The organism is Neobacillus sp. S1115 (assembly GCF_055385565.1).
The window spans coordinates 1,318,273-1,338,315 of record NZ_AP038275.1 but is presented as its reverse complement, the minus strand read 5'-3'; the positions used below and the strand labels follow the sequence as shown (position 1 = coordinate 1,338,315).

The following is a 20,043-nucleotide window of genomic DNA, read 5'->3' as shown; positions in this document are numbered from 1 at the left end:
CCTGTTTTTTCGCAACTAGTTCTTTTAAAATTTTTTAAACTAGAGACCGGAGAATGAAAAACAGTAAATTTAAGTATAATTTCAAGTTTTTATGTAAGCGTTTTTGGTCTAAAACCGCCTTTCATTAAATATTTTTGTAGAGAGACAACCCATTACAAATGAAAGGTGAGGACCGCCTATGTTTGCTGTGCATTTTCTTGAAAACAAAAATGTTTTATTAACACAGCTGCTAAAACGTATTCCGGCCGTTGGAGAGGATTTAACCATTAAAGGCCGCAAAGCCAAGGTTTCAAACGTCGAGCATATTGACGAAAAAACGATACATGTGAAAGTGGTTTTAGAAGAAATCAAAAAAGGCAAAGTGGCTGTTGTCGATAATTCTAAGAAGAAAAAGAGATAGACAATGGGGACGGTTCTTGTGCTTCAAATTGAAGCACAAGAACCGTCCCCATGTTTCACTTATTCTCCTACTATCTTCGCGTCCTTAATTAAATCTTCTGTTAGGGTGATGCCTTCTTCAGCAGCGGCCTTTTTGTTGATGACGAGCTCTAGTTTTTCAGGGAAGCCAACTGGAATTTCGCTCGGTTTCTTTCCTTTTAGGATTTCGACTGCCATTTTACCAGTTGAATAGCCAAGGTCATGGTAGTTTAGTCCATAAGAGGCGAATGTTCCACGTTTTACAGAATCTCCTTCACCAACAAATGTTGGGATATCTTTCGCATTTGCTACAGTAATAACGGATTCAAGAGCAGCAACAACCGTATTGTCCTTTGGAATGTAAAGGACATCCACACGGCCAACTAATGATTCAGCAGCCTGCTTCACTTCGGAACCGGCTGTAATAGTTGTTTCAACTGCCTCTAGTCCCTCTGCTTCGATTGCTTTCTTGGCATTCTTCACGTTTACAACCGAGTTAGGCTCACCATTGTTATAGATGATGCCGACCTTCTTGGCATTAGGAACAAACTTCTTGATGGCAGCAATCGTATTCTTGATGGCATCTGGGTGCGTATCAGATGTTCCAGTGGCATTGCCGCCTGGCTTATCAAGGCTTTTAACCAATTGCGCTCCAACCGGGTCCGTGATTGCCGTAAACAAAACTGGGATTTCCTTCGTGTTTTTTAATACAGCCTGTGCACTTGGAGTGGCAATAGCTAAAATTACATCATTCTTGTCCGAAACTAATTTTTGGGCAATTGATAAATTGGTATTCATGTCGCCCTGTGCATTTTGGTAATCAAGCTTCAGGTTCTTTCCTTCTTCATAACCAGCATCCTTCAAGGCCGCGATAAACCCTTCGCGGGCGGCATCAAGGGACGGATGCTCCACGATTTGCGTAATCCCTATTTTTACTTCTTTTTCTTTCTTTTCCCCACTAGTTTCCTTGCTTCCCCCACCACAAGCAGAAAGCAGCAACAATACTCCCATCAAAACAATGGCTAAACTCTTTTTCACCTTTTCTCCCCCTCAGCGGACTATGTACGCAGTAATAACCGCTTTAATTTTTCTGAAAAATAAATAATATTCAGATTTTACCATATATTATTGTTATAGAACAATAGATTTTCGATAAAAATTTTATCACTTTAAACCAAAAAAGCGTTGCTCATTTTTGATAAAGCAAAGGGACGGTTCTTGTGCTTCAAAAATTGAAGCACGAGAACCGTCCCCACGTATCATATTTTTGTAAAAATAATCCCAAGAATCGCAGAAAATATGCCGACAAGCTGGTATCGTTTCAATTTTTCCTTAAAGAACCAACAGCCTGCCAGGATGACCACAAGGCAATTCAAGCTGACGATTGGGAAAATAATGCTGGCAATCCCAGTCTGCAGTGCAAAGAAATAACAGCTGTAACCGATAACACTGACCAGTCCGGCAACTGAGCCGACATTGGCTTCGGACCTTCTCCAGGTTTCCTTTTCCCGCAGGCTTGTCAGCCCCAAATAAATGCTGCCTCCGCCATACATACAAATTAATGTACTAAGCGAACTGATATGCAGATAAGATGTTGTTTTCATTAAAATCCCGAGCATTCCGAAAGAAAGAATGGCAAGTACAACCCTGTAGATCCATGGGCCGTAATTCGTGCCGTGGTTTGCACTCGGCGAATATTGAATCATCAGCGCAGAACCTAAGATTACCACAATTCCGAGCCAATGGTAAAGACTGATTCGTTCATGAAAAATAATCGCGGCTCCAAGAATCGGCATAATCGCATTTGCCCCAATGAGCGGTGAAGTTAAGCTGGCAGGCCCCTTTTCAAATGCTTTGGACATCTGAATATTGCCATTCGCATTTAAGATGCCAATCAGGCCGCCCAAAATGATGGCATAAAGATTAAACCGTAAATCCCCAACATAAATTCCATAAGCAAGTGTTAAGATAAACGCCACAAAATAAAAGAAAAACTGGATATGCACTTTGGACAAACCACGGCTTGTACTCCATTTAAAAATCGTGTTATTTGTACCGAAGCTTAAGGTAGTTACCAATGCTGCAGCAATCCACATGCTGAAACCTTCTTCCCTATCATATTACTCTCTCATTTTAAATCTATCAGAAGGGATATCGCAATATTTTATTTCCTGCTAAATTTGCAAAAAGAACCCACACTGGAATGGGTTCCTTTTTCTATAATTGAATGTTAAGCCGCTTTTTGCTTTGTATTATTTAAAGATTGCAAGTATGAATTTGCTTTTTGCTTATCAAACTGGCCTTCCCATTTAGACATAACCACTACAGCCAATGAGTTTCCAATGACATTGACAACGGTTCTAGCCATATCTAAAATACGGTCGATACCAGCAATAAACGCAAGTCCTTCCAACGGAATTCCTACTGTTCCGAGCGTGGCCAAGAGAACAACGAACGAAACCCCCGGAACACCGGCAATTCCTTTTGATGTTACCATTAAGACAAGCATCAAAGAAATTTGGTCAGCAATGGACAAATCGATGCCATACATTTGGGCAATAAACAGTGCTGCTAATGCTTGGTACAGTGTTGAGCCATCAAGGTTAAAGGAATAACCCGTAGGAATAACAAAGGAGGTAATCGCTTTTGGACAACCGAATTTCTCCATTTTCTCCATTAATCTTGGCATTACCGTTTCAGAACTTGACGTGGAATAGGCCAAAATTAACTCATCTTTTAGCAGACGGATGATATTAAAGATATTCACGCCGGCTAATTTGGCAACTGCCCCTAGGATCACCAATACAAAGAACAGCATCGTCGCATAGCCAATAATGACTAATTTGCCCAATGGCAGTAATGATTCAATACCGAACTTAGATACGGTCACGCCTATTAATGCGAATACACCGAAAGGGGCAAATTTCATCACTTGATTCGTTACCCAGAACATGGTTTCCGCGGTCCCTTGGAAAAAGGCAATTACCGGTTTTCCTTTTTCTCCGATGGCAGTAACGCCTAGTCCAAATAAAATTGAGAAGAAAATGATGGCTAGCATGTTTCCATCAACAATTGCCTTAATAAAATTTGGCGGGACTACGTTCACAAAGGTTTCTGCCATGCCATGACTTTCAACAGTTTCAGCAGTATCTACGTAACTGCCAATATCCGTTTTTTGTAATGAACTCATATCAACCCCAGAACCCGGGTGAAAAATATTCGCTGATAGCAGCCCAATTACAATCGCGATTGTTGTGATAATTTCAAAATAAATAATGGTTTTGCCGCCGATTTTCCCAAGCTTCTTTGTATCACCTACACTGGAAACCCCTACAATTAAACTGGAGATAACAATTGGAATGACAATCATTTTGATCAGTCTTAGGAAGATATCCCCGATTGGCTGTAAGTACTTTGCAACATCGGGATTACCATAGAAAACGGCACCAATCACAATACCAAGGATTAGTCCGATTAAGATTTGCCAAGCTAAACCTATTTTTTTCATTCAAGCACCTCTTTTTAATTTTTTTAACGATTTGGTCTTAGAAGAGTTTTTTTTCAATGGATTTCTAGCTAAAATAAAACTATAATTTGAGGCAGTGATTTACTGAGAGCGTTTTCAGTGGGGCTAGTCTTAATGTAAAATAGTAACTACACAATATAACAAGAAATCTACAAAAACCTACAAATTTTTTTTGCATTAAATGATGGATTGTTAGAATATGAGGTTGTGGCGAAAATTGAACATTAAAATTTTTTCAAAAAATGAACTTACCTTACTGGCGGCAATGGCCATTTTGGTTCCGCTTGCTGGGGAGGTGAAATTTTATCCATTTAATGAGGTCTATCGGGTGAGCTTTGGACCCCCTGCCCTTTTTCTCTTTTTATTGGGGCTAAGAAAAGTACCCGCTATTTTGTGCGGCACGCTTGCAGGGGTTTCCGTGCTAGTTTTTCGAATCCTTCTTGATGCTATTTTTCTCGAACCGTTTGATTGGCTGGTATCCATTCATACTAACCTGCCATCCTTTGTCTATTATTTCACCTATGCTTTGGTCTTTTTCTTATTGAAAATCCACCAGTTTAACCAGTTGCCTTGGGTGATAGGCCTATTGGGAATAGTAACAGAATTTGCGGCTGGAATGTCAGAGTTGTTTTTCGAAAGGCTTTTATTTGAAGAATTAACAACTATTGATGCCGTCCATAAAATTTTGATTTTCGCTGTATTTCGAAGTTTTTTTGTAGTTGGTTTATTTAGTACTCTTAAATACCATGAATCCAAGCTGAAGGAAACGGAAATCCAAAAGCGAAATGAACATATGATCATGGTCGTTTCGAATCTTTATGAAGAGACCATCCTTTTGAAAAAAACCCTTCAGTTTGCCGAGAAGGTCACCAAACAATCCTACAATCTTTACAAGGATTTGCACGAAATCAACGAGGGACAAAGAGACTTCTCATTGGCAGGGATTCCTCAGCAAGCCTTGCGGATTGCTGGTGAAGTTCATGAAATCAAAAAGGATAATCAACGAATTTTATCCGGGCTTTCCAAACTGATTACCGAGGAAAGTTTGCTTGATTATATTGACATTGACTCCCTTTTTTCAATTATTGTAAGGACAAATAAAAAGTATGCTGAGCTGTTGGGGAAAAAAATTGAGTTCGTCTTTTCAATTAGCGGAACACACCCCGATTATCATGCATATACATTTACCTCCATTGTCAACAACCTTGTTTCCAATTCCGTCGAGGCGATCAATGAAACGGGGAAAATTAAGCTATTGGCTGAACAAAATCAAGATTGGCTGACAATCCGCGTTAAGGATACCGGGCCCGGAATTCCCAGCCAATATAAAGATGTCATATTTAAACCCGGATTCACTTTAAAGTTTGACAGCACTGGCAAATCCTCCACTGGGATTGGGTTGACCTACGTTAAGGAAGTGGCAGAAATGCATGATGGCAATGTTCTGCTTAATGATTCGGAGGATGGCAAAGGGGCAGCTTTCACTGTTCACCTGCCATTGGCAAAAATAACGAGAAAAGAGTGATTTCATGCGATTTTTTATCATTGATGATGATATATCGATTCGTACGATGCTTAGCCATATTATTGAAGATGATGACCTTGGCGAAGTCGTCGGCGAGGCTGCCAATGGTTCCGAGGTTAGCGGAGAACTTTTAGATATGAAGAAGGTTGATATTTTACTAGTTGACCTGTTAATGCCGATTCAGGACGGCATCGAAACAGTCCAGAAAATCAAGCCGGTTTTTAAAGGAAAGGTCATCATGATTTCACAAGTGGAATCTAAGGACCTGATTGGACAAGCTTACTTAAAGGGGATCGACCATTACATAACAAAGCCGATTAATAAAATCGAGGTCGTTTCGGTTGTAAAGAAGGTTATCGAGCATGCCCGATTAGAGAAATCCATCCAGGATATCCAAAGGTCTATACAAAATGCGATGAATATTAGCTTTCAAAAACCAGAGGGCAATTTACATCGGGAAAAAGGGAAAACATTCTCTGATGCCGGGCGGTTCCTTCTTTCGGAACTGGGCATTGCCGGTGAAAGCGGGGGTAAAGACCTTTTGGAGATTATGCAGTTTTTCCATGACTACGAACAGCAGCAAACATTCACTAATGGATTTCCTTCCCTTAAGGAGACTTTTAGATTCATAGCTTTGAAGAAACTTGGTGAAGCAGCCAGCGAGGCAGATCTTCAAAGAGAAATAAAAGCCTCCGAACAGCGTGTCAGGAGGGCTATTTATCAATCGTTGAATGGCCTCGCTTCACTAGGGCTGACAGACTTTTCCCACCCAAAGTTTGAAAATTACTCATCAAAGTTTTTCGATTTTACAACCGTCCGGCAAAAAATGAAAGAATTAAAAGACAAAAAAACCGCCACACCGAGCCCACTCCGAATCAACATGAAAAAATTCATCCAAGCGCTCTATTTCGAAATACACCACCGAATGTAATAACCCAGCCCCGAAAAAGGACTGGGTTTATGTTTGCCCATTTTATGAAACAGAAAATAGACAATAGGTATTATCCTTGTGATATATGTAGAATCGAATAAACGACCCCACTTACATCTTTTACGCTACTTAAATCATTTAAGAAATAAAACACTTCGTACTTCCATCTCTCCGGATTATAAATAATAAGATATTCTGTCTCGTCTATTGTCGGGATGCTTTCCGCAATTTTATCCTTCAAGTTGTTTAGACTTTCTTGCGGTGGAATTTCTTTTGTGATTTGAAATATGTACTTATTGTCTGTGATTTTAGACGTAGTGGTATCAATCAGGGGAATTCCGACATTCACTTGCTGCCAGCCAAAGGAGTTTAGGATATTGTCATAAAACCCATTAAATAAAAACTTGTTCAGTCCGTTATTCCCTTTCCAAAGATATAACGGGCTATAACTGTTTTGCAAATTATTATGGATTCCTTTTTCAGTGATCAAATAGAGTTTAAACTTTAAATCTTCAAACCCGTCTGTTTTATGGCCATTATTTTTCACTCTGTCTCTGATTATATTCATATCATAATTGCTCGGCAGTGTAATCTTATATTGGGTTGCAATCATTTTTTCTCCACCTCCACGACACTATTTTAACAATTTTCCTTTACTTGTACCTCTACTTCCACCAATTAGTCGGTATCTTTTTTAAATCAATAAACCTCATTTTTTCCTCAGAATGGTTGCCTTCCTTCCAAATAATAAAAAAGAGGAGTTTCTCATCTTTATCATAAAACCCACAGTCATCCTTACATTCCCATTGGTAAAAGCCCTTTTCGTCCAAGGAAGGGATACCTGCTTCATAATGTGGTGGATGGATATTAAAATCGATATACTCGATTGATTTGCTGCCTTTATATTGAACTTCAATTCTATAACTACCATTAAGTCCAACTAATTTTGAGTTGATTTTAATGGACCAATTTGCATCTTCCCCCAAATATGTTACTGTTTTTGTTCGAAAATTCACGTCATATATTAAGATTAGCACTACCAATACAATGAGCGTTCGAATCAGTTTCCTTTTCATAAAAATACACCTCTATATAAGAGATGTACAAAATGGGTAAATATGACAGGGTGGTGGGACGGAATCCGGAACCAGCATGTCTTTTTTTCATTTAATCATTCCCTAATTGGTCCGTTCAACCATTTAATGGTATTATTTTTAAAAAAGCATAGGATATGATGAAACAGGTCATTCGGAACGGAAAAATTTGATGCACGGGGACGGTTCTTTTGCATCAATAATGATGCAAAAGAACCGTCCCCGTGTTACATTTATGGATGGAGGTGGCATCATGGCACGGGAGCGCAAGTTTTCGACGGAGGAATTATTTCAGTACACCAAGCAGCTGCTGCTCGAACATGGATATGAGGGTTTTACCTTCAGTCTATTAGCAGAACGAATGGAGATTTCCCGCGGCGCGATTTACAAATACTTCGAAAATAAGGAAGAACTGATTACCGATTATATGTTATTTGAGATGAAGCATTTCCTTTCAGAATTAAAGGAAATAGCCCAATTAGATGACTTTGACAGGCAATTTGAATTCCTTTTTGAACTTATTTTTAGAAATAGTGAAATCCATCAACTCATTGAGATAGGCAGGCAAATCCCTTCCTCCCTCACTGAAAAGGTACTGAACAATACGCAAGAGCTAGAAAAAATGCACTTGGAAATGTACAGTTATATGCAAAACTTTGTGACACTCGGGAAAGCCGAGAACAAGCTGAAGACCCATATTCCTGATGCACTAGTGCTAGGAATTATTTTTCAAACCATCGCCATTCCGAATCACTTCGGCATCCAACAAGATGTTTGGATTCAATCGATTAAAGAGATTATCAGTCACGGAATGTTCATAAACAAGTAATTGACACATCTGTCACTTTAAAAGATAATGTTAGTGACAATAGTGTCAATTACTTTTTATTAAAAGTGACACAAGTGTCACTTTGTGTCGGTTTTTAGAACAATAGTTTTATAAAAACTAACTCAGAAAGGTGCTTATGCAATGAAATCATTCTTGCAATCTCTCACAGACCGTGTCTCGACCAAAAAAGGAATGTGGATTACGCTTGGAATCTGGTTTGCGGCCGCAATGCTGTTGGCAGTCCTGGCCCCAGGCGCCAAGGACTATGAAGTATCCAGCCTCAAATCTATTCCGGAAGATGCCCAGTCGGTCATCGCCCAAAAGAAAGTGGATAAATACTTTAAAGACAATGAAGGAATCCCTGCGATACTCGTTTTTCAATCGAAGGATGGTGAAATCACTTTCCCTCAGCTGGCCAGCCTCGTTGATAAAATTGAAAAGGAAAAAATCCAGGGCGTGGACCAGATTGTGCCGTTATCAAAACTGCCGCCACAGGCTGCCGCAGGCTTCTTTTCAGACGATAAAACCACGGCAATTATTCCTTTAAGCATTGATTCATCAATTGAGACAAAGGAAATTAAAAAGGTGGAGGATGCGATTCAGGAAATCGTCAAGAAAAACTCCGATTTAACCTTGTACGTAACCGGCCCAGCCGGTATTGCCACCGATACTCTGGATCTATTTTCAAGAGCAGATATTGTTCTTTTATTATCAACAGTCGGACTGATCCTAGTGCTATTGATTGTGATTTACCGCTCACCGCTGTTGGCGTTAATTCCGCTGTTGGCTGCTGCCTTTGTGTATGAAGTGGTGATGCAGACACTTGGCCTTATGGGCAAGGCAGGACTGGTAATGAGCAGCCAAACGCTGTCTATCATGACGATTCTTCTGTTTGCCGCCGTGATTGATTATTCTTTATTTGTGTTCTCGCGATTTAGGGAAGAATTGAAAAAACATGAGAATAAATTTGATGCGATGAGGCAGGCGATGCGGGAAGTCGGAACCCCTGTGTTCTATTCCGGCGGGACCGTTCTTGCGGCCATGTTGGTATTATTTTTTGCAAGATTTGGTGATTACCGGAACTTTGCTCCAACATTTGCCACCACTATGCTGATTATCATGATTGCATCGGTGACATTAGTTCCAGCCCTGTTTGCCCTTTTTGGCAGAAAATCCTTTTGGCCGGTTATTCCTAAGGTGGGCCAGGATGCCATCAAAAACAATTCGTTATGGAGCCGGATCGGGCGCTTTGTTGCTAGAAAACCGGGGACTTCGGTGGCCGTGATTGGCTTGTTCCTACTGTTGTCAGCAGGCAATATGGTGAACATGAAATTTGAGTTTGATACGATGAAATCATTTCCGAAAGATATGCCATCCCGAATGGGCTATGAAATTCTAGAGGAGAAATTTGAGAAAGGCGACCTCGCGCCAACGACCGTTTTATTTGAAGGTTCAGAGCCACTATCTGCAGAACAACAGGATGCATTGAAAGACAAACTTGCTGAACAGGACTTGGTAAGCTCCGTTAGAGTCAATGGTACCGCAGAAGAGGGTAAAGTCGTTCAATACAGTTTAACTTTTGCGGAAAATCCATACTCCGCGAATACGATGGATACTTTGGAGGATATGCGGGACAGCCATGATAAAATTGCTGCCTCGGCTGGTGTGAACGGGGACATTTATTTTGCCGGCGAAACAGCCACGAAAGTCGATGACCGCTCCATTAATGACCGCGACCTTATCGTGATTGTGGCGCTTGAGACGCTTTTGATTTTCGTGATGCTGATAAGTTTGACCAGGTCAATCAAGATGTCGGTTTATATGATTGGGACCATCTTGATTTCATTCCTTGCCGCCCTGGGGCTGGGGATGTTCCTAAGCAATCTGTTCTTTGATATCGATACCATCAGCAACCGCGTTCCACTGTATTCGTTTGTATTTTTAATTGCACTTGGGATTGATTACAATATCATGTTGATTTCCCGTTACCAGGAAGAGCGGGCTAAGCACTCGGTGCGAGAGGCAGTCGAAATTGCGGTCGCTAGCACGGGAGGAGTCATTTCTTCCGCAGGACTAATTCTCGCGGCTACCTTTGCCGTTCTGATGACACAGCCCATTCAACTCCTATTCGTTTTCGGCTTCATCGTCGCCATTGGGATCCTGCTGGATACCTTCTTGGTAAGGGGTGTGCTGTTGCCAGGGTTGATTGTGTTGTTTGAAAAGCGGGAAAGGCAATTGGCGGGCAAACAATAATAAGGATCACAATGGGGAGCAGCTTCATGGGCTGCTCTTCTTTTTTCTTAACCCTTTTTTAAACAATAAAAGACTACCACTGGGCGCTTTTGACACTTTTCTGTATAGAGGCAAAAAAAGAACGAACACCATAGATGTTCGTTCTTGAGTCATTATTTTTCAGTTGCCATGTTCCCCATTGAAATAGAGATTCTATTCCAACTGTTGATTTGATTGATGATTAGAACAAGGTCAACATATTGTTTCTCGTCAAAATGTTTACGGACCCGTTGATAAAGCTCATCTGGAACACGTTTGGTTGGAATTAACGTGATGTGCTCTGTAAGCTCTAACGCCACCTTTTCTTGCTCGGTATAGAATTCACAGTCTTCCCAAGCGCTTACGCAGTATATTCGTTGTTCGGTTTCTCCCATTTTCCGAGCATCTTCTGAATGCATATTCAAACAAAATGCACATCCGTTAATTTGGGAAGCACGAATTTTTATCAACTCACGAAGTTTTCGATCGATTGCTGTTGTTTTCGTATACTTCTCCATCTCCATCATAATTTTCAAACCTTCAGGTGCAATGTCATAGTAGGGAACCCTTAAGACCATAAAGCAAGACTCCTTTGATTTAATATAAGACTATTATATCCTTCTAGTAATATTGGTACTAAAACTTTGTCTTATTTCATATCCCTTGCGCTATCTTTTCTCTATTCTTCCATCCCCGTGACGTGCAAATCTCCCATCCTCTGGTTCATTGACAGGGTCCATCCTGCCCCATGGCCAGCCGCCAAATTGTGTTCTGCGATAGTCATTAAAGGCTTGTATGATTTCCTGTTCTGAATTCATCACGAATGGGCCATGCTGCACGACTGGTTCGCCAATCGGTTCACCTTCAAGAACGAGAATATATGCCTCTTTTTCGCCATTGGTGATTTCGATTTCCTGGTCCCCTGAAAGCTTGACACGGTGATAAGCTTGGACAGTTGTCCCCTCCAGATGGATTTCTTCTCCTTCGTAAAAATAAATGTTCCGATTCAATGTTTTGGATACCGCTGGCAGTGTAAACGCTGCTCCTGGTTCCATCCGAATAAGGTAGATTCCGACATGATTAATAGGGTCTTTTGCCCATGAAGCAGCAGCCGGATCTAAGCTGTTTTTCCCCTGAAGTTTCCCTGCAATCAGCCGGACTGTCGTTTTCTTCCCATTTGCATCTGCGGATTCTATTTCAGGGATATCTTCAGCCCACAGCATTTTATAATCAGGATTAGCCGTTTTATCCTTAGCGGCAAGATTCAGCCAAATTTGAAAAAGCTCCAGCGGGTTGCCTTTGTCCTTATGGACAAGCGGAAACATTTCAGTATGCAGGCAGCCTTTCCCAGTTGTCAGCCACTGCACATCTCCATTTCCATAACGCCCCTTTGCCCCAGTCGAATCAAAATGGTCGACCAAACCCTCCAGAACAATCGTCACCGTTTCAAATCCCTTGTGCGGATGCGCCGGAAATCCCGGTACCATTTCGCCATGATACATCCGAAAGCCGTCTTTAATCGTAAAATCCTGCCCAAGATTTCTGCCGGCCAATGAAGTGCTTGGCCCCTGTTCATCATTTCCCGGTGGATAAGCATCCTTATGATGCACAGTCATCAAAAAAGGATCTTCCGTCACCCATGGAAAGCCCAACCTCTGTATATTAAGGATTTTCTTATTTGACATCTTATTTACCCTCCTAAATTTTCAAAAAATGTTCTTATTTATCTCAAAACAAAGTTATCTGAATCACACCTTCTTATACTCCCCAAAAGTACAATCGAATTGATTTTAACAAAAACAAAGGAGATGATGCATCTTTGCGGATTTTGAAGCACGGGGACGGTTCTCTTGCTTCAATTCTGAATGAGGCAAAAGAACCGTCCCCATGCATCACTTATCTTGATTTAGGAGGTTATTTTTTTGTTGAATATTTTGGTTTTTGTGTTGATTGCGGTTACTTTGGTTCTGTTGAGTATTTTTGTGGATGGGCTGATTGAGTTGAATAGGCAGGAGCAGGAGGATAAGAAACATTTTGTAAGAGATGGTTTGGAGGGTTATATGGACCAAACTTTTGGATTCGGGAGATTTAAAATCTTCAAAACGTTGCTTGATAGCGATGGCAACATCCGATATCTCGTATACCTCCCAAAGTACGAGTGGTTAAAAGCCCCGAAATATCAATGGTATGAGGTGTACGCAACCCAAAATGGCTATCACCATAGCGAGTTTGTAAGATAGTTTTTATAAGAACACCCTAAGGAAGTTCCCTTGGGTGTTCTTCTACTTAAGTCTTTTAAGTTAAACACTTCTCCATATCCTCGTAAGCGTTATGAAAAGGGAAAAGCGAGAGAATGGCCGCTCTCCCGCTTATCTATTTGAATTATTGAATTTGTTTTAATACCGCTTGATGGACAATAAAGCCACAGATTGGAAATACTCTGTCTGAAACGGAGTAGGTTTTGTCATTTATGAGGACGGTATTGTAATCCACCTTTTGACACTGATTTCCTCTTTCTTTCAGGTCGTGAACGACAATCTCGCTTAACTCTTCCTGAGTCCGATACTGATCATATAAATCTAATACGATGGTTTTCTTTTTTGAAAACATGGCTTTCAGCCCCCATACAAACCGCTTTTGTGAATCTATTTACATTATTATCATAACAGATTCATGTATAGGTTCAATTAGTTTGTTAAAAATTTCACAATGTTATCACAACTAGATAATTGAAGCCTGCCCCATTTTTTTAAAGCATCGTATTGGTCATTTCCCCCATGACCCAATTTGTCCGCGCACCAGACTCTCCAGTACTCGGGCACTTGCCGCCATCTCCTGTCAATTCCTCTACTATCGTTTCCACAAGAGGCTGATGAACATGCTGCAGCGGTTCAAAACTCCATTGCTCCACGCCTTCAGCAGTTGTCAAAACAATAGGTTCCGACCCAAAAGTGGAAAAGGTAATTTTCCCTTTGCTCCCGATGATTTCGTTGACATCGACATTTTCAAAAGCGGAAAAGCACCAAGTTCCTGTCCCATGGATTCCGGATTCGAACATGTATGTACCAGTCACAATATCTTCCGCCCGGTAATAATCCGCCTGGTTGGAGGCAAATCCGTTAACGTTCTTAATCGGCCCCAGTAGAAAATCGAGCAAATCAAGGGTGTGGCTGGCGAGGTCGAAATACAGCCCACCGCCTGAAATTTCAGGTTGCACTCTCCATGAAAGTTTTTCGGGGTCTTTTACGTCATCTGAAGCTTTTTGATACTGTGTTGTTGAAACAAAACGGACATCTCCGATTGCATTTTTCTCCAACAACTCTTTAATTTTTAAAAATCGAGGCATTTCCCTGCGGTAGTAGGCAACAAACAATGGAACGCCGGCGGCTTTGCAGGCAGCAATCATTTCCTGGCATTCGGCAAAGTTGAGCGCCATTGGCTTTTCTACATAGACAGGTTTTCCCGCTTGTGCAGCTTTAAGGGTATATTCTTTGTGTGAACCTGGCGGTGTAGCAATGTAGACAGCATCAACATCCGGGTCGTTTATAAGTGAATCGGCATTATCGTACCATTTCGGGACATGGTGTCTTTCCGCATAGTCTTTCGCTAGTTCACCGGTTCTCCTCATAACAGCAACTAACTCTGAATTCTTAACTTTTTGAAAAGCTGGCCCGCTCTTTACCTCGGTAACATCGCCGCAGCCAATAATACCCCAACGAACTTTTTCGAATTTCATGGTCATAGGTCTCCTTCTTCTTTGGTTGTCTCGGATTTATTAAATTTTCCCTAATTTATCTAGAAATACAGGTTGCTCTTGATATAAGGCCATTATCTCTATGTATATTAGAAAATCAATTTCTAAAGGTAAAAGTTTTTTTCACAAAAAATATCACCGGCCTCCAAGCAATTGATAATTTAAACGGCAAATCTTACCTTATGGTCAAATGATACACTGGGACGGTTCTTTTGCATCACTAAATGATGCAAAAGAACCGTCCCCTTGCTTCACTTGATTAAATTTGCTGGAGTGTCGCCTGTTAGGCCGGAAACGAGGTTAGTCGCCGCTGTCATTGCCATTTGAAAACGGGTTTCATAGGTGGCTGAGCCGATATGCGGCAGGGTTACTACGTTCTTCATGGAAAGTAGCGGATTGTCCATATTAATTGGTTCCTGGACAAACACATCCAAGCCGGCACCAGCAATTTCACCAGTTTGCAGGGCCTGAATCAATGCTTCCTCGTCAACGGTTTTCCCTCTTGATGCATTGATAAAAATCGCCGACTTTTTCATGAGTTCAAACTCTCTTTTTCCGATTAGCTTTTCGGTTTCCGGCATTAGCGGCGTCAGGAGACAGACAAAATCGGATATCTTCAACAATTCTTCCATTGAACAATAGGTGGCGCCATACTTCTCTTCTGCAGCCATATTTCTTGATCGATTGTGGTAAAGAATCTCCATATCAAAGCCACAGTGTGCCCTTTTGGCCACGGTAGTGCCGACTCCGCCCATGCCAATAATTCCCAATACCTTATGATGGACATCTACCCCATACCACTGTTCTTTCAGTTCGGATTGCCACTGCCCGGTTTTCATCCATTGGTCCAATTCCGGTATCCTTCTAGCTGCAGCCAAAATTAATCCCATAATCGTATCTGCTACCGTATCATTCAATACATCAGGGGTATTCGTTGCCATGACTCCACGTGCTGTCAATGCTGCTATATCCAAATTATCGTACCCTACTGACATATTGCTGACTATTTTTAACTGAGGAGCCTTGTCCAATAATTTGGCGTCCACTTTCAACCTTGAACCCAATATCCCATCTGCATTTTTCAATTCCTGAAAAAATGCAGGATATGTATTTGAATCTAGTTCCTCAAAATAAACAACTTCACATGTTTGCTGTAAAAATTCCAAAACATTAGAATCTACTTTTTTATAAACTATCACTTTTGGTTTCATCGTAATCCCTCCTATTTACATTATATAGCATTGAAACATAGGGACGGTTCTTTTGCCTCACGTAAGTGAGGCAAAAGAACCGTCCCCATGCATCACAAAATCTTATATTGGTTAACAGGCCGGCCAATTCCGCCATATTCGATGACGATTTCCACTTTTCCGCTTTGTTCGAGATATTCTAAGTATCGTCTCGCGGTGACACGGGCGAGGCCGATGCCTTCTGCGACTGCTTCTGCAGAGATGGCCTGGTCCTGCCCTTTTAAATATTCGATTACCTTTTCTAGTGTCAACATATTCAGTCCTTTTGGGAGCTCGCCTTTATCCTGCTTGCCTCGCTGAAATAACAAATGATCCAATTCCTGCTGGGAAATCGCATCTTTTTTCAAAAGGCTGCTATAATAATTCCGGTAATTTATCAAAGCTTGCTGAATCCGCTCAAATTTAAAAGGCTTCATGATATAATCAACGGCCCCATGCTGTAGGACATCACGGACCGTTTCAATATCACTTGCTGCCGTTACCGCAATGACATCCGTTCCGAGTTCCTCTGAGCGAATTTGTTTGATTGTCGTAATTCCATCCTGGTTGGGCATATAAATATCGATAAAAACGAGGTCCGGCCTTTCTTTTTTGATAAGCTCAATCCCCTCTTTTCCATTTGAGGCAACACCAATGACCTTATACCCTTCTACCCTCTCCACAAACTGCCTGTTTATTTCTTGAACCATCGGATCATCCTCTATTAACAGAACCCGAATTAGCCCTTCAGCCATATAACAATCCCCCTTGTTAAATCGTTACAATAAAGGTCGTCCCTTTTCCAAGGTCTGATTCTACCTGAATCGTGCCGCCCGCCCGATCAACGATTTCTTTTATTAAATAAAGCCCAATTCCATGATCCAAGCTGTCCTTGGTTGAAAAGCCCTTTATAAAAATATGCGGCAGAACGTTTTCAGGAATGCCGCTCCCGTTGTCTTCAACGAGAATCGATAAAATCTCCTCATCATGTTCGATACTAACATAAATATTTTTCTCATCTATATCCTTGTTCCTATAGGAATCAAACGCATTTTCAATGAGGTTTCCGATAATAATCACAAAATCATGTTCATCCAGCGGTTCTGGGAACGAATGCAGCCGGCTGTTGCGGTCAATATGTAAATGAATGCCCAATTCCTTGGCTCGGCTAACCTTACTGATCAACAGACCGGAAAGACTTTCACTCTTAATATTCTTCGACAAAAATTGTGTCAGTTCTTCTTGCTCTTCGGCTGTTTGAAATACATATTCAAGCGCTTTTTTCGGGTTCCCAAGCTGCAACAGTCCAGCAATTGTATGAAGCTTGTTCATATGTTCGTGATTTTGCACCCTTAAGGCACTGACAAAAGCTTTAAAGCCGGTTAACTCTTCGGCCAGTTTTTTCACTTCGGTGCGGTCTTGGAATATGGCAAGCGCTCCAATGATTTCATTATTTACTTTAATCGGAATGCGATTACTGTGTATATTTAAATTACGAACGGTCAGCTCTTTGTTATAAATCGGCTTCTTGAGCTCGAGAATTTCCGGCAATCTTGTGTCCGGTACTACCTCGGCAATAGACCTGCCAATCACATCTCCTGAAATCCCCATCATTGTTTTTGCTTTATCGTTAAAAATCGTAATCTTTTCTTCCTTGTCAATGGCGATAATCCCTTCATGCATGGCATTAAAGGTTTCCGTCCGCTCCTGCACTAATTGAGCAATCTCGTGCGGTTCCAAATTAAACATTTGCTTTTTCATTTTAGAAGCAAACAGCCAGGACCCCCAGCCGCCAAACAATAATGAGATGAAGCCGGCAAATAGAATTTCCATCCGTAAATCCCAAATCATTTCAAAAAAAGTAGGAAGTTTATAACCTGCCAGGACGACCCCGACTTGCTGATGCTCCTCATTCATAATCGGCACAAAGGCTCGAATCATGGTACCTACTTCACCTTTTGCTTTTGTCGTGTAGGTAAGTTCGGCAAATGCCGGTCCCTCATCGCTCCCATTGGACCTTTTTCCTATCAAGCTTGGAAGGGGGTGAGATAGACGCATATGATTCATATCCATCACAACAATATAGTCCGCATGATGGATGATTCGCAGTGTTTCCACTCGTTTGCGAATCTTCCTCTTGTCCTCCATGCTTCCCGTAATATTGGATTTGATTCCTCCATCCTCTGCAATGGTTTGTGCCGAAAGTAAAGCCCTTTTTTGTAATTCAGCCTCTTCAGTATTGATGAAATTACTAATAACGATAATTCCGGCAAGTAACAGAGAGAATGAAACAATAAAAAAGATCAGCGCCGTAATCTTGGTCTGTATTGAGAGACGATTCATAGGAGTATTCCTTTCAGATGAAATCTACTAAAATAATTTTAACATGTTAAAATAATAAGGAAAACAAGGGGGAATTTCTGATGAAGTATTTAATTGCATCAAGCGTGCTTGTCATCACCTTAATAATTGGTTTCTTCTTCTTGCCCGCCAGTTTGTTAAGCGGGAAGGAAATCCCCTATGATGATGAACAAGACGGATTGTCCAAACAAATCGTCATCCGTTTTAGCCACGTTGTTGCTGAAAATACTCCTAAGGGGCTGGCCGCGCAAAAGTTCGCCCGGCTGGTGGAGGAAAAAACAGATGGCTTAGTCAAAGTAGAAGTGTATCCAAATGGAAGTTTGCATACTGACGAAGATGAGCTCGACGCTCTTATTGATAACGATGTCCAAATGATTGCCCCCTCCGTATCCAAACTGACAAACCTGGCACCAGAATGGGGACTGTTTGACTTGCCGTTTTTGTTTGAGAATGATCAAGATATTGAAGAGACACTTTCAAGCGAGCTTGGTCATAGGTTTTTATCAATAAATGAGAACAAAGGAATCAAGGGGCTTGCCTTGTGGAGCAATGGCTTTAAGCAAATGTCAAGCAATCTTAACCCCCTTTTGTACCCAGATGACTTTAAAGGTCAAAGATTTCGAATTATGCCAAGTCCCATTATAGCTGAACAATTCGAGGCATTAGGCGCTCAGCCTGTCGAGGTTCCTTTTAACCAATTATATACATCGCTTCAGGAAGACCAATTTGACGGTCAAGAAAATACGATTTCAAATATTTATTCCAGACGCATTTATGGTATGCAAAAGTATATGACGGTCAGTAATCATGGATTTTTGGGTTATGCGGTTCTAATGAACAAAGAGTTTTGGGACAAGCTGCCTAAAGAGGTCCAGCGGGATATTCAAGAGGCAATGTCCGAAACCACCTCGTGGATGATTTCCGAATCACAACGGGTAAACAAAGAGCAGCTCAATCTAATAGAGCGGGAATCCTCCATCCAAATTTATCGATTAACGGAGCAGGAAAAAATGGAGTGGTATCAAGCCTTAAGACCTGTTTACCAGAAGTTTCTGCAAACTACAAAAGACAAGGAAATGAAAGAATTTGTAAAGAAAAGGATGGACCAACTGGAGACACACTAAAGTTTCGCTTATTGAAGAATTCTAATATGACCTTTAGAGCCTTGATTATTCAAGGCTTTTTTTGTTGATGTTTTCAGGACAGTGGAATGTCGAACACGCAGTACAGTACTAGCATATGTTACTACAAAGACTCAACATAAATTGTTCGGTCCACCCATTATGTAATGAAAGGATGGTGAAACTATGGAGTGGTTTGGGGATAATTATGCTAAGTTCGATTTTGAAATGTTTTCATTAAGTCATTTTATCATTATGGGTATCTTCTTGGGTTTTACAGCGGGACTTTACTATATGCGAGGCCGGTTAAAGGACGAAAAATGGAGACACGCAGAAATAGGCTTAGCCATCTCATTGATTATACTAGAATTGATTAACCATTTATGGATGTATGTAAATGGAAACTGGAAAGCAAGTCATTCTCTCCCGCTTGAATTGTGCAATATTAGTTTGCTTTTGACGATTATTTTCTTATTTTCTAGAAAGAAACTTCTTTATGAAATTTTGTTGTTCACAGGCCTGCTAGGTGCCACGCAAGCTATTTTCACCCCATCATTAAACTACGACTTCCCACATTTCCGCTTTTTTCATTTCTTTATTACCCATATGGTGATCGTTTGGGTGCCGCTTTATTTCACATGGGCAAAGGGGTATCGGCCAACGATTTGGTCCTGTGTAAAGCTGTTTGTATTCATAAATGTTTTGGCGCCGACAGTCTTCCTTATCAATCATCTTGTAGATGGAAATTATATGTACCTAAATCATAAACCCAAACATGCAAGTTTATTAGACTTCTTGGGCCCTTACCCATACTATATTCTTTCACTAGAAGTACTTACCATTATACTTACCTTAATCGTTTGGTTCGTTTTCAGAGAAAAAAAGGGGAAAATTAGATAGCTGAAAAATAGTCGAAATTGGGATTGCCTTGGCAGGCAGTCCCTTTTCTTATTATTAACACTAAATATACTTTGCCCAATTCTAA

At 40.9% G+C, this 20,043-nt stretch carries 20 protein-coding genes; 8 read left to right on the top strand and 12 right to left on the bottom strand.

Annotated features, from left to right (window positions below):
* Positions 1-178 precede the first annotated feature (178 nt).
* Positions 179-400, top strand: a complete 222-nt coding sequence (locus tag ACZ5B7_RS06495; RefSeq protein ID WP_423801230.1) for a hypothetical protein — start codon at positions 179-181, stop codon at positions 398-400.
* Between the two features lie 59 nt (positions 401-459).
* On the opposite strand, the gene ACZ5B7_RS06490 is transcribed toward ACZ5B7_RS06495, so the two are convergent.
* The 3 genes from ACZ5B7_RS06490 to ACZ5B7_RS06480 form a co-directional block, all read right to left on the bottom strand.
* The gene (locus ACZ5B7_RS06490; protein WP_464493158.1) at positions 460-1,455 is read right to left on the bottom strand and encodes an ABC transporter substrate-binding protein; all 996 of its coding nucleotides are present in this window, start codon (positions 1,453-1,455) and stop codon (positions 460-462) included.
* A 221-nt stretch (positions 1,456-1,676) separates the two neighbouring features.
* The gene (locus tag ACZ5B7_RS06485; protein ID WP_464493157.1) at positions 1,677-2,513 is read right to left on the bottom strand and encodes a DMT family transporter; all 837 of its coding nucleotides are present in this window, start codon (positions 2,511-2,513) and stop codon (positions 1,677-1,679) included.
* 134 nt (positions 2,514-2,647) lie between these two features.
* Complete coding sequence (locus ACZ5B7_RS06480) at positions 2,648-3,925, bottom strand: cation:dicarboxylate symporter family transporter (RefSeq protein ID WP_464493156.1); 1,278 nt, start codon at positions 3,923-3,925, stop codon at positions 2,648-2,650.
* A 235-nt stretch (positions 3,926-4,160) separates the two neighbouring features.
* Here ACZ5B7_RS06480 and ACZ5B7_RS06475 point away from each other — a divergent pair, with 235 nt between their 5' ends.
* Both ACZ5B7_RS06475 and ACZ5B7_RS06470 read left to right on the top strand, forming a co-directional pair.
* On the top strand, positions 4,161-5,468 hold the full coding sequence (locus ACZ5B7_RS06475) for a sensor histidine kinase (RefSeq protein ID WP_464493155.1): 1,308 nt from the start codon (positions 4,161-4,163) through the stop codon (positions 5,466-5,468).
* A gap of 4 nt (positions 5,469-5,472) precedes the next feature.
* Positions 5,473-6,399, top strand: coding sequence for a response regulator (locus ACZ5B7_RS06470; RefSeq protein WP_464493154.1), 927 nt, complete (start codon positions 5,473-5,475; stop codon positions 6,397-6,399).
* Between the two features lie 70 nt (positions 6,400-6,469).
* On the opposite strand, the gene ACZ5B7_RS06465 is transcribed toward ACZ5B7_RS06470, so the two are convergent.
* Both ACZ5B7_RS06465 and ACZ5B7_RS06460 read right to left on the bottom strand, forming a co-directional pair.
* A complete protein-coding gene (locus ACZ5B7_RS06465) occupies positions 6,470-7,012 on the bottom strand; it encodes a DUF4865 family protein (protein ID WP_464493153.1) in 543 nt (180 codons plus the stop codon).
* A gap of 52 nt (positions 7,013-7,064) precedes the next feature.
* Positions 7,065-7,475, bottom strand: a complete 411-nt coding sequence (locus ACZ5B7_RS06460; RefSeq protein WP_464493152.1) for a hypothetical protein — start codon at positions 7,473-7,475, stop codon at positions 7,065-7,067.
* Between the two features lie 271 nt (positions 7,476-7,746).
* On the opposite strand from ACZ5B7_RS06460, the gene ACZ5B7_RS06455 reads away from it, so the two are divergent.
* Together ACZ5B7_RS06455 and ACZ5B7_RS06450 are read left to right on the top strand one after the other, a co-directional pair.
* Positions 7,747-8,322, top strand: coding sequence for a TetR/AcrR family transcriptional regulator (locus tag ACZ5B7_RS06455; RefSeq protein ID WP_464493151.1), 576 nt, complete (start codon positions 7,747-7,749; stop codon positions 8,320-8,322).
* Between the two features lie 141 nt (positions 8,323-8,463).
* Positions 8,464-10,575, top strand: coding sequence for an MMPL family transporter (locus ACZ5B7_RS06450; protein WP_464493150.1), 2,112 nt, complete (start codon positions 8,464-8,466; stop codon positions 10,573-10,575).
* Between the two features lie 152 nt (positions 10,576-10,727).
* Here the strand turns inward: ACZ5B7_RS06450 and ACZ5B7_RS06445 are convergent, their stop codons facing one another.
* Both ACZ5B7_RS06445 and ACZ5B7_RS06440 read right to left on the bottom strand, forming a co-directional pair.
* Entirely contained in the window at positions 10,728-11,171 is a 444-nt protein-coding gene (locus ACZ5B7_RS06445; protein ID WP_423801217.1) for a carboxymuconolactone decarboxylase family protein, read from the bottom strand.
* 90 nt (positions 11,172-11,261) lie between these two features.
* Positions 11,262-12,278, bottom strand: a complete 1,017-nt coding sequence (locus ACZ5B7_RS06440; protein WP_464493149.1) for a pirin family protein — start codon at positions 12,276-12,278, stop codon at positions 11,262-11,264.
* Between the two features lie 237 nt (positions 12,279-12,515).
* On the opposite strand from ACZ5B7_RS06440, the gene ACZ5B7_RS06435 reads away from it, so the two are divergent.
* Positions 12,516-12,833 carry a hypothetical protein gene (locus ACZ5B7_RS06435; protein ID WP_464493148.1) on the top strand — a complete coding sequence of 106 codons (318 nt, stop codon included), beginning with the start codon at positions 12,516-12,518 and terminating at the stop codon, positions 12,831-12,833.
* A gap of 142 nt (positions 12,834-12,975) precedes the next feature.
* On the opposite strand, the gene ACZ5B7_RS06430 is transcribed toward ACZ5B7_RS06435, so the two are convergent.
* The 5 genes from ACZ5B7_RS06430 to ACZ5B7_RS06410 all read right to left on the bottom strand — a co-directional run bounded on the left by ACZ5B7_RS06430 (position 12,976) and on the right by ACZ5B7_RS06410 (position 17,919).
* A complete protein-coding gene (locus ACZ5B7_RS06430; protein WP_464493147.1) occupies positions 12,976-13,203 on the bottom strand; it encodes a hypothetical protein in 228 nt (75 codons plus the stop codon).
* Between the two features lie 139 nt (positions 13,204-13,342).
* Positions 13,343-14,329, bottom strand: a complete 987-nt coding sequence (locus ACZ5B7_RS06425) for a Gfo/Idh/MocA family protein (RefSeq protein WP_464493146.1) — start codon at positions 14,327-14,329, stop codon at positions 13,343-13,345.
* A 269-nt stretch (positions 14,330-14,598) separates the two neighbouring features.
* Positions 14,599-15,558: a 2-hydroxyacid dehydrogenase gene (locus ACZ5B7_RS06420; RefSeq protein ID WP_464493145.1), complete on the bottom strand. Its 960-nt coding sequence runs from the start codon at positions 15,556-15,558 to the stop codon at positions 14,599-14,601.
* Between the two features lie 92 nt (positions 15,559-15,650).
* On the bottom strand, positions 15,651-16,331 hold the full coding sequence (locus ACZ5B7_RS06415; RefSeq protein WP_464493144.1) for a response regulator: 681 nt from the start codon (positions 16,329-16,331) through the stop codon (positions 15,651-15,653).
* A 16-nt stretch (positions 16,332-16,347) separates the two neighbouring features.
* Complete coding sequence (locus ACZ5B7_RS06410) at positions 16,348-17,919, bottom strand: ATP-binding protein (protein WP_464493143.1); 1,572 nt, start codon at positions 17,917-17,919, stop codon at positions 16,348-16,350.
* Between the two features lie 80 nt (positions 17,920-17,999).
* Here ACZ5B7_RS06410 and ACZ5B7_RS06405 point away from each other — a divergent pair, with 80 nt between their 5' ends.
* Both ACZ5B7_RS06405 and ACZ5B7_RS06400 read left to right on the top strand, forming a co-directional pair.
* Positions 18,000-19,061 carry a DctP family TRAP transporter solute-binding subunit gene (locus ACZ5B7_RS06405; protein WP_464493142.1) on the top strand — a complete coding sequence of 354 codons (1,062 nt, stop codon included), beginning with the start codon at positions 18,000-18,002 and terminating at the stop codon, positions 19,059-19,061.
* A 183-nt stretch (positions 19,062-19,244) separates the two neighbouring features.
* A complete protein-coding gene (locus ACZ5B7_RS06400; protein ID WP_464493141.1) occupies positions 19,245-19,958 on the top strand; it encodes a YwaF family protein in 714 nt (237 codons plus the stop codon).
* Positions 19,959-20,043 lie beyond the last annotated feature (85 nt).

Bases quoted from the DNA above. Each gene is read 5' to 3' on its own strand.
- ACZ5B7_RS06455 (WP_464493151.1), top strand. From the start codon at position 7,747: ATGGCACGGGAGCGCAAGTTTTCGACGGAGGAATTATTTCAGTACACC.
- ACZ5B7_RS06450 (WP_464493150.1), top strand. From the start codon at position 8,464: ATGAAATCATTCTTGCAATCTCTCACAGACCGTGTCTCGACCAAAAAA.
- ACZ5B7_RS06420 (WP_464493145.1), bottom strand. From the start codon at position 15,558: ATGAAACCAAAAGTGATAGTTTATAAAAAAGTAGATTCTAATGTTTTG.
- ACZ5B7_RS06440 (WP_464493149.1), bottom strand. From the start codon at position 12,278: ATGTCAAATAAGAAAATCCTTAATATACAGAGGTTGGGCTTTCCATGG.
- ACZ5B7_RS06415 (WP_464493144.1), bottom strand. From the start codon at position 16,331: ATGGCTGAAGGGCTAATTCGGGTTCTGTTAATAGAGGATGATCCGATG.
- ACZ5B7_RS06465 (WP_464493153.1), bottom strand. From the start codon at position 7,012: ATGATTGCAACCCAATATAAGATTACACTGCCGAGCAATTATGATATG.
- ACZ5B7_RS06460 (WP_464493152.1), bottom strand. From the start codon at position 7,475: ATGAAAAGGAAACTGATTCGAACGCTCATTGTATTGGTAGTGCTAATC.
- ACZ5B7_RS06400 (WP_464493141.1), top strand. From the start codon at position 19,245: ATGGAGTGGTTTGGGGATAATTATGCTAAGTTCGATTTTGAAATGTTT.
- ACZ5B7_RS06410 (WP_464493143.1), bottom strand. From the start codon at position 17,919: ATGAATCGTCTCTCAATACAGACCAAGATTACGGCGCTGATCTTTTTT.
- ACZ5B7_RS06445 (WP_423801217.1), bottom strand. From the start codon at position 11,171: ATGGTCTTAAGGGTTCCCTACTATGACATTGCACCTGAAGGTTTGAAA.
- ACZ5B7_RS06485 (WP_464493157.1), bottom strand. From the start codon at position 2,513: ATGTGGATTGCTGCAGCATTGGTAACTACCTTAAGCTTCGGTACAAAT.
- ACZ5B7_RS06425 (WP_464493146.1), bottom strand. From the start codon at position 14,329: ATGAAATTCGAAAAAGTTCGTTGGGGTATTATTGGCTGCGGCGATGTT.
- ACZ5B7_RS06495 (WP_423801230.1), top strand. From the start codon at position 179: ATGTTTGCTGTGCATTTTCTTGAAAACAAAAATGTTTTATTAACACAG.
- ACZ5B7_RS06405 (WP_464493142.1), top strand. From the start codon at position 18,000: ATGAAGTATTTAATTGCATCAAGCGTGCTTGTCATCACCTTAATAATT.
- ACZ5B7_RS06480 (WP_464493156.1), bottom strand. From the start codon at position 3,925: ATGAAAAAAATAGGTTTAGCTTGGCAAATCTTAATCGGACTAATCCTT.
- ACZ5B7_RS06430 (WP_464493147.1), bottom strand. From the start codon at position 13,203: ATGTTTTCAAAAAAGAAAACCATCGTATTAGATTTATATGATCAGTAT.
- ACZ5B7_RS06470 (WP_464493154.1), top strand. From the start codon at position 5,473: ATGCGATTTTTTATCATTGATGATGATATATCGATTCGTACGATGCTT.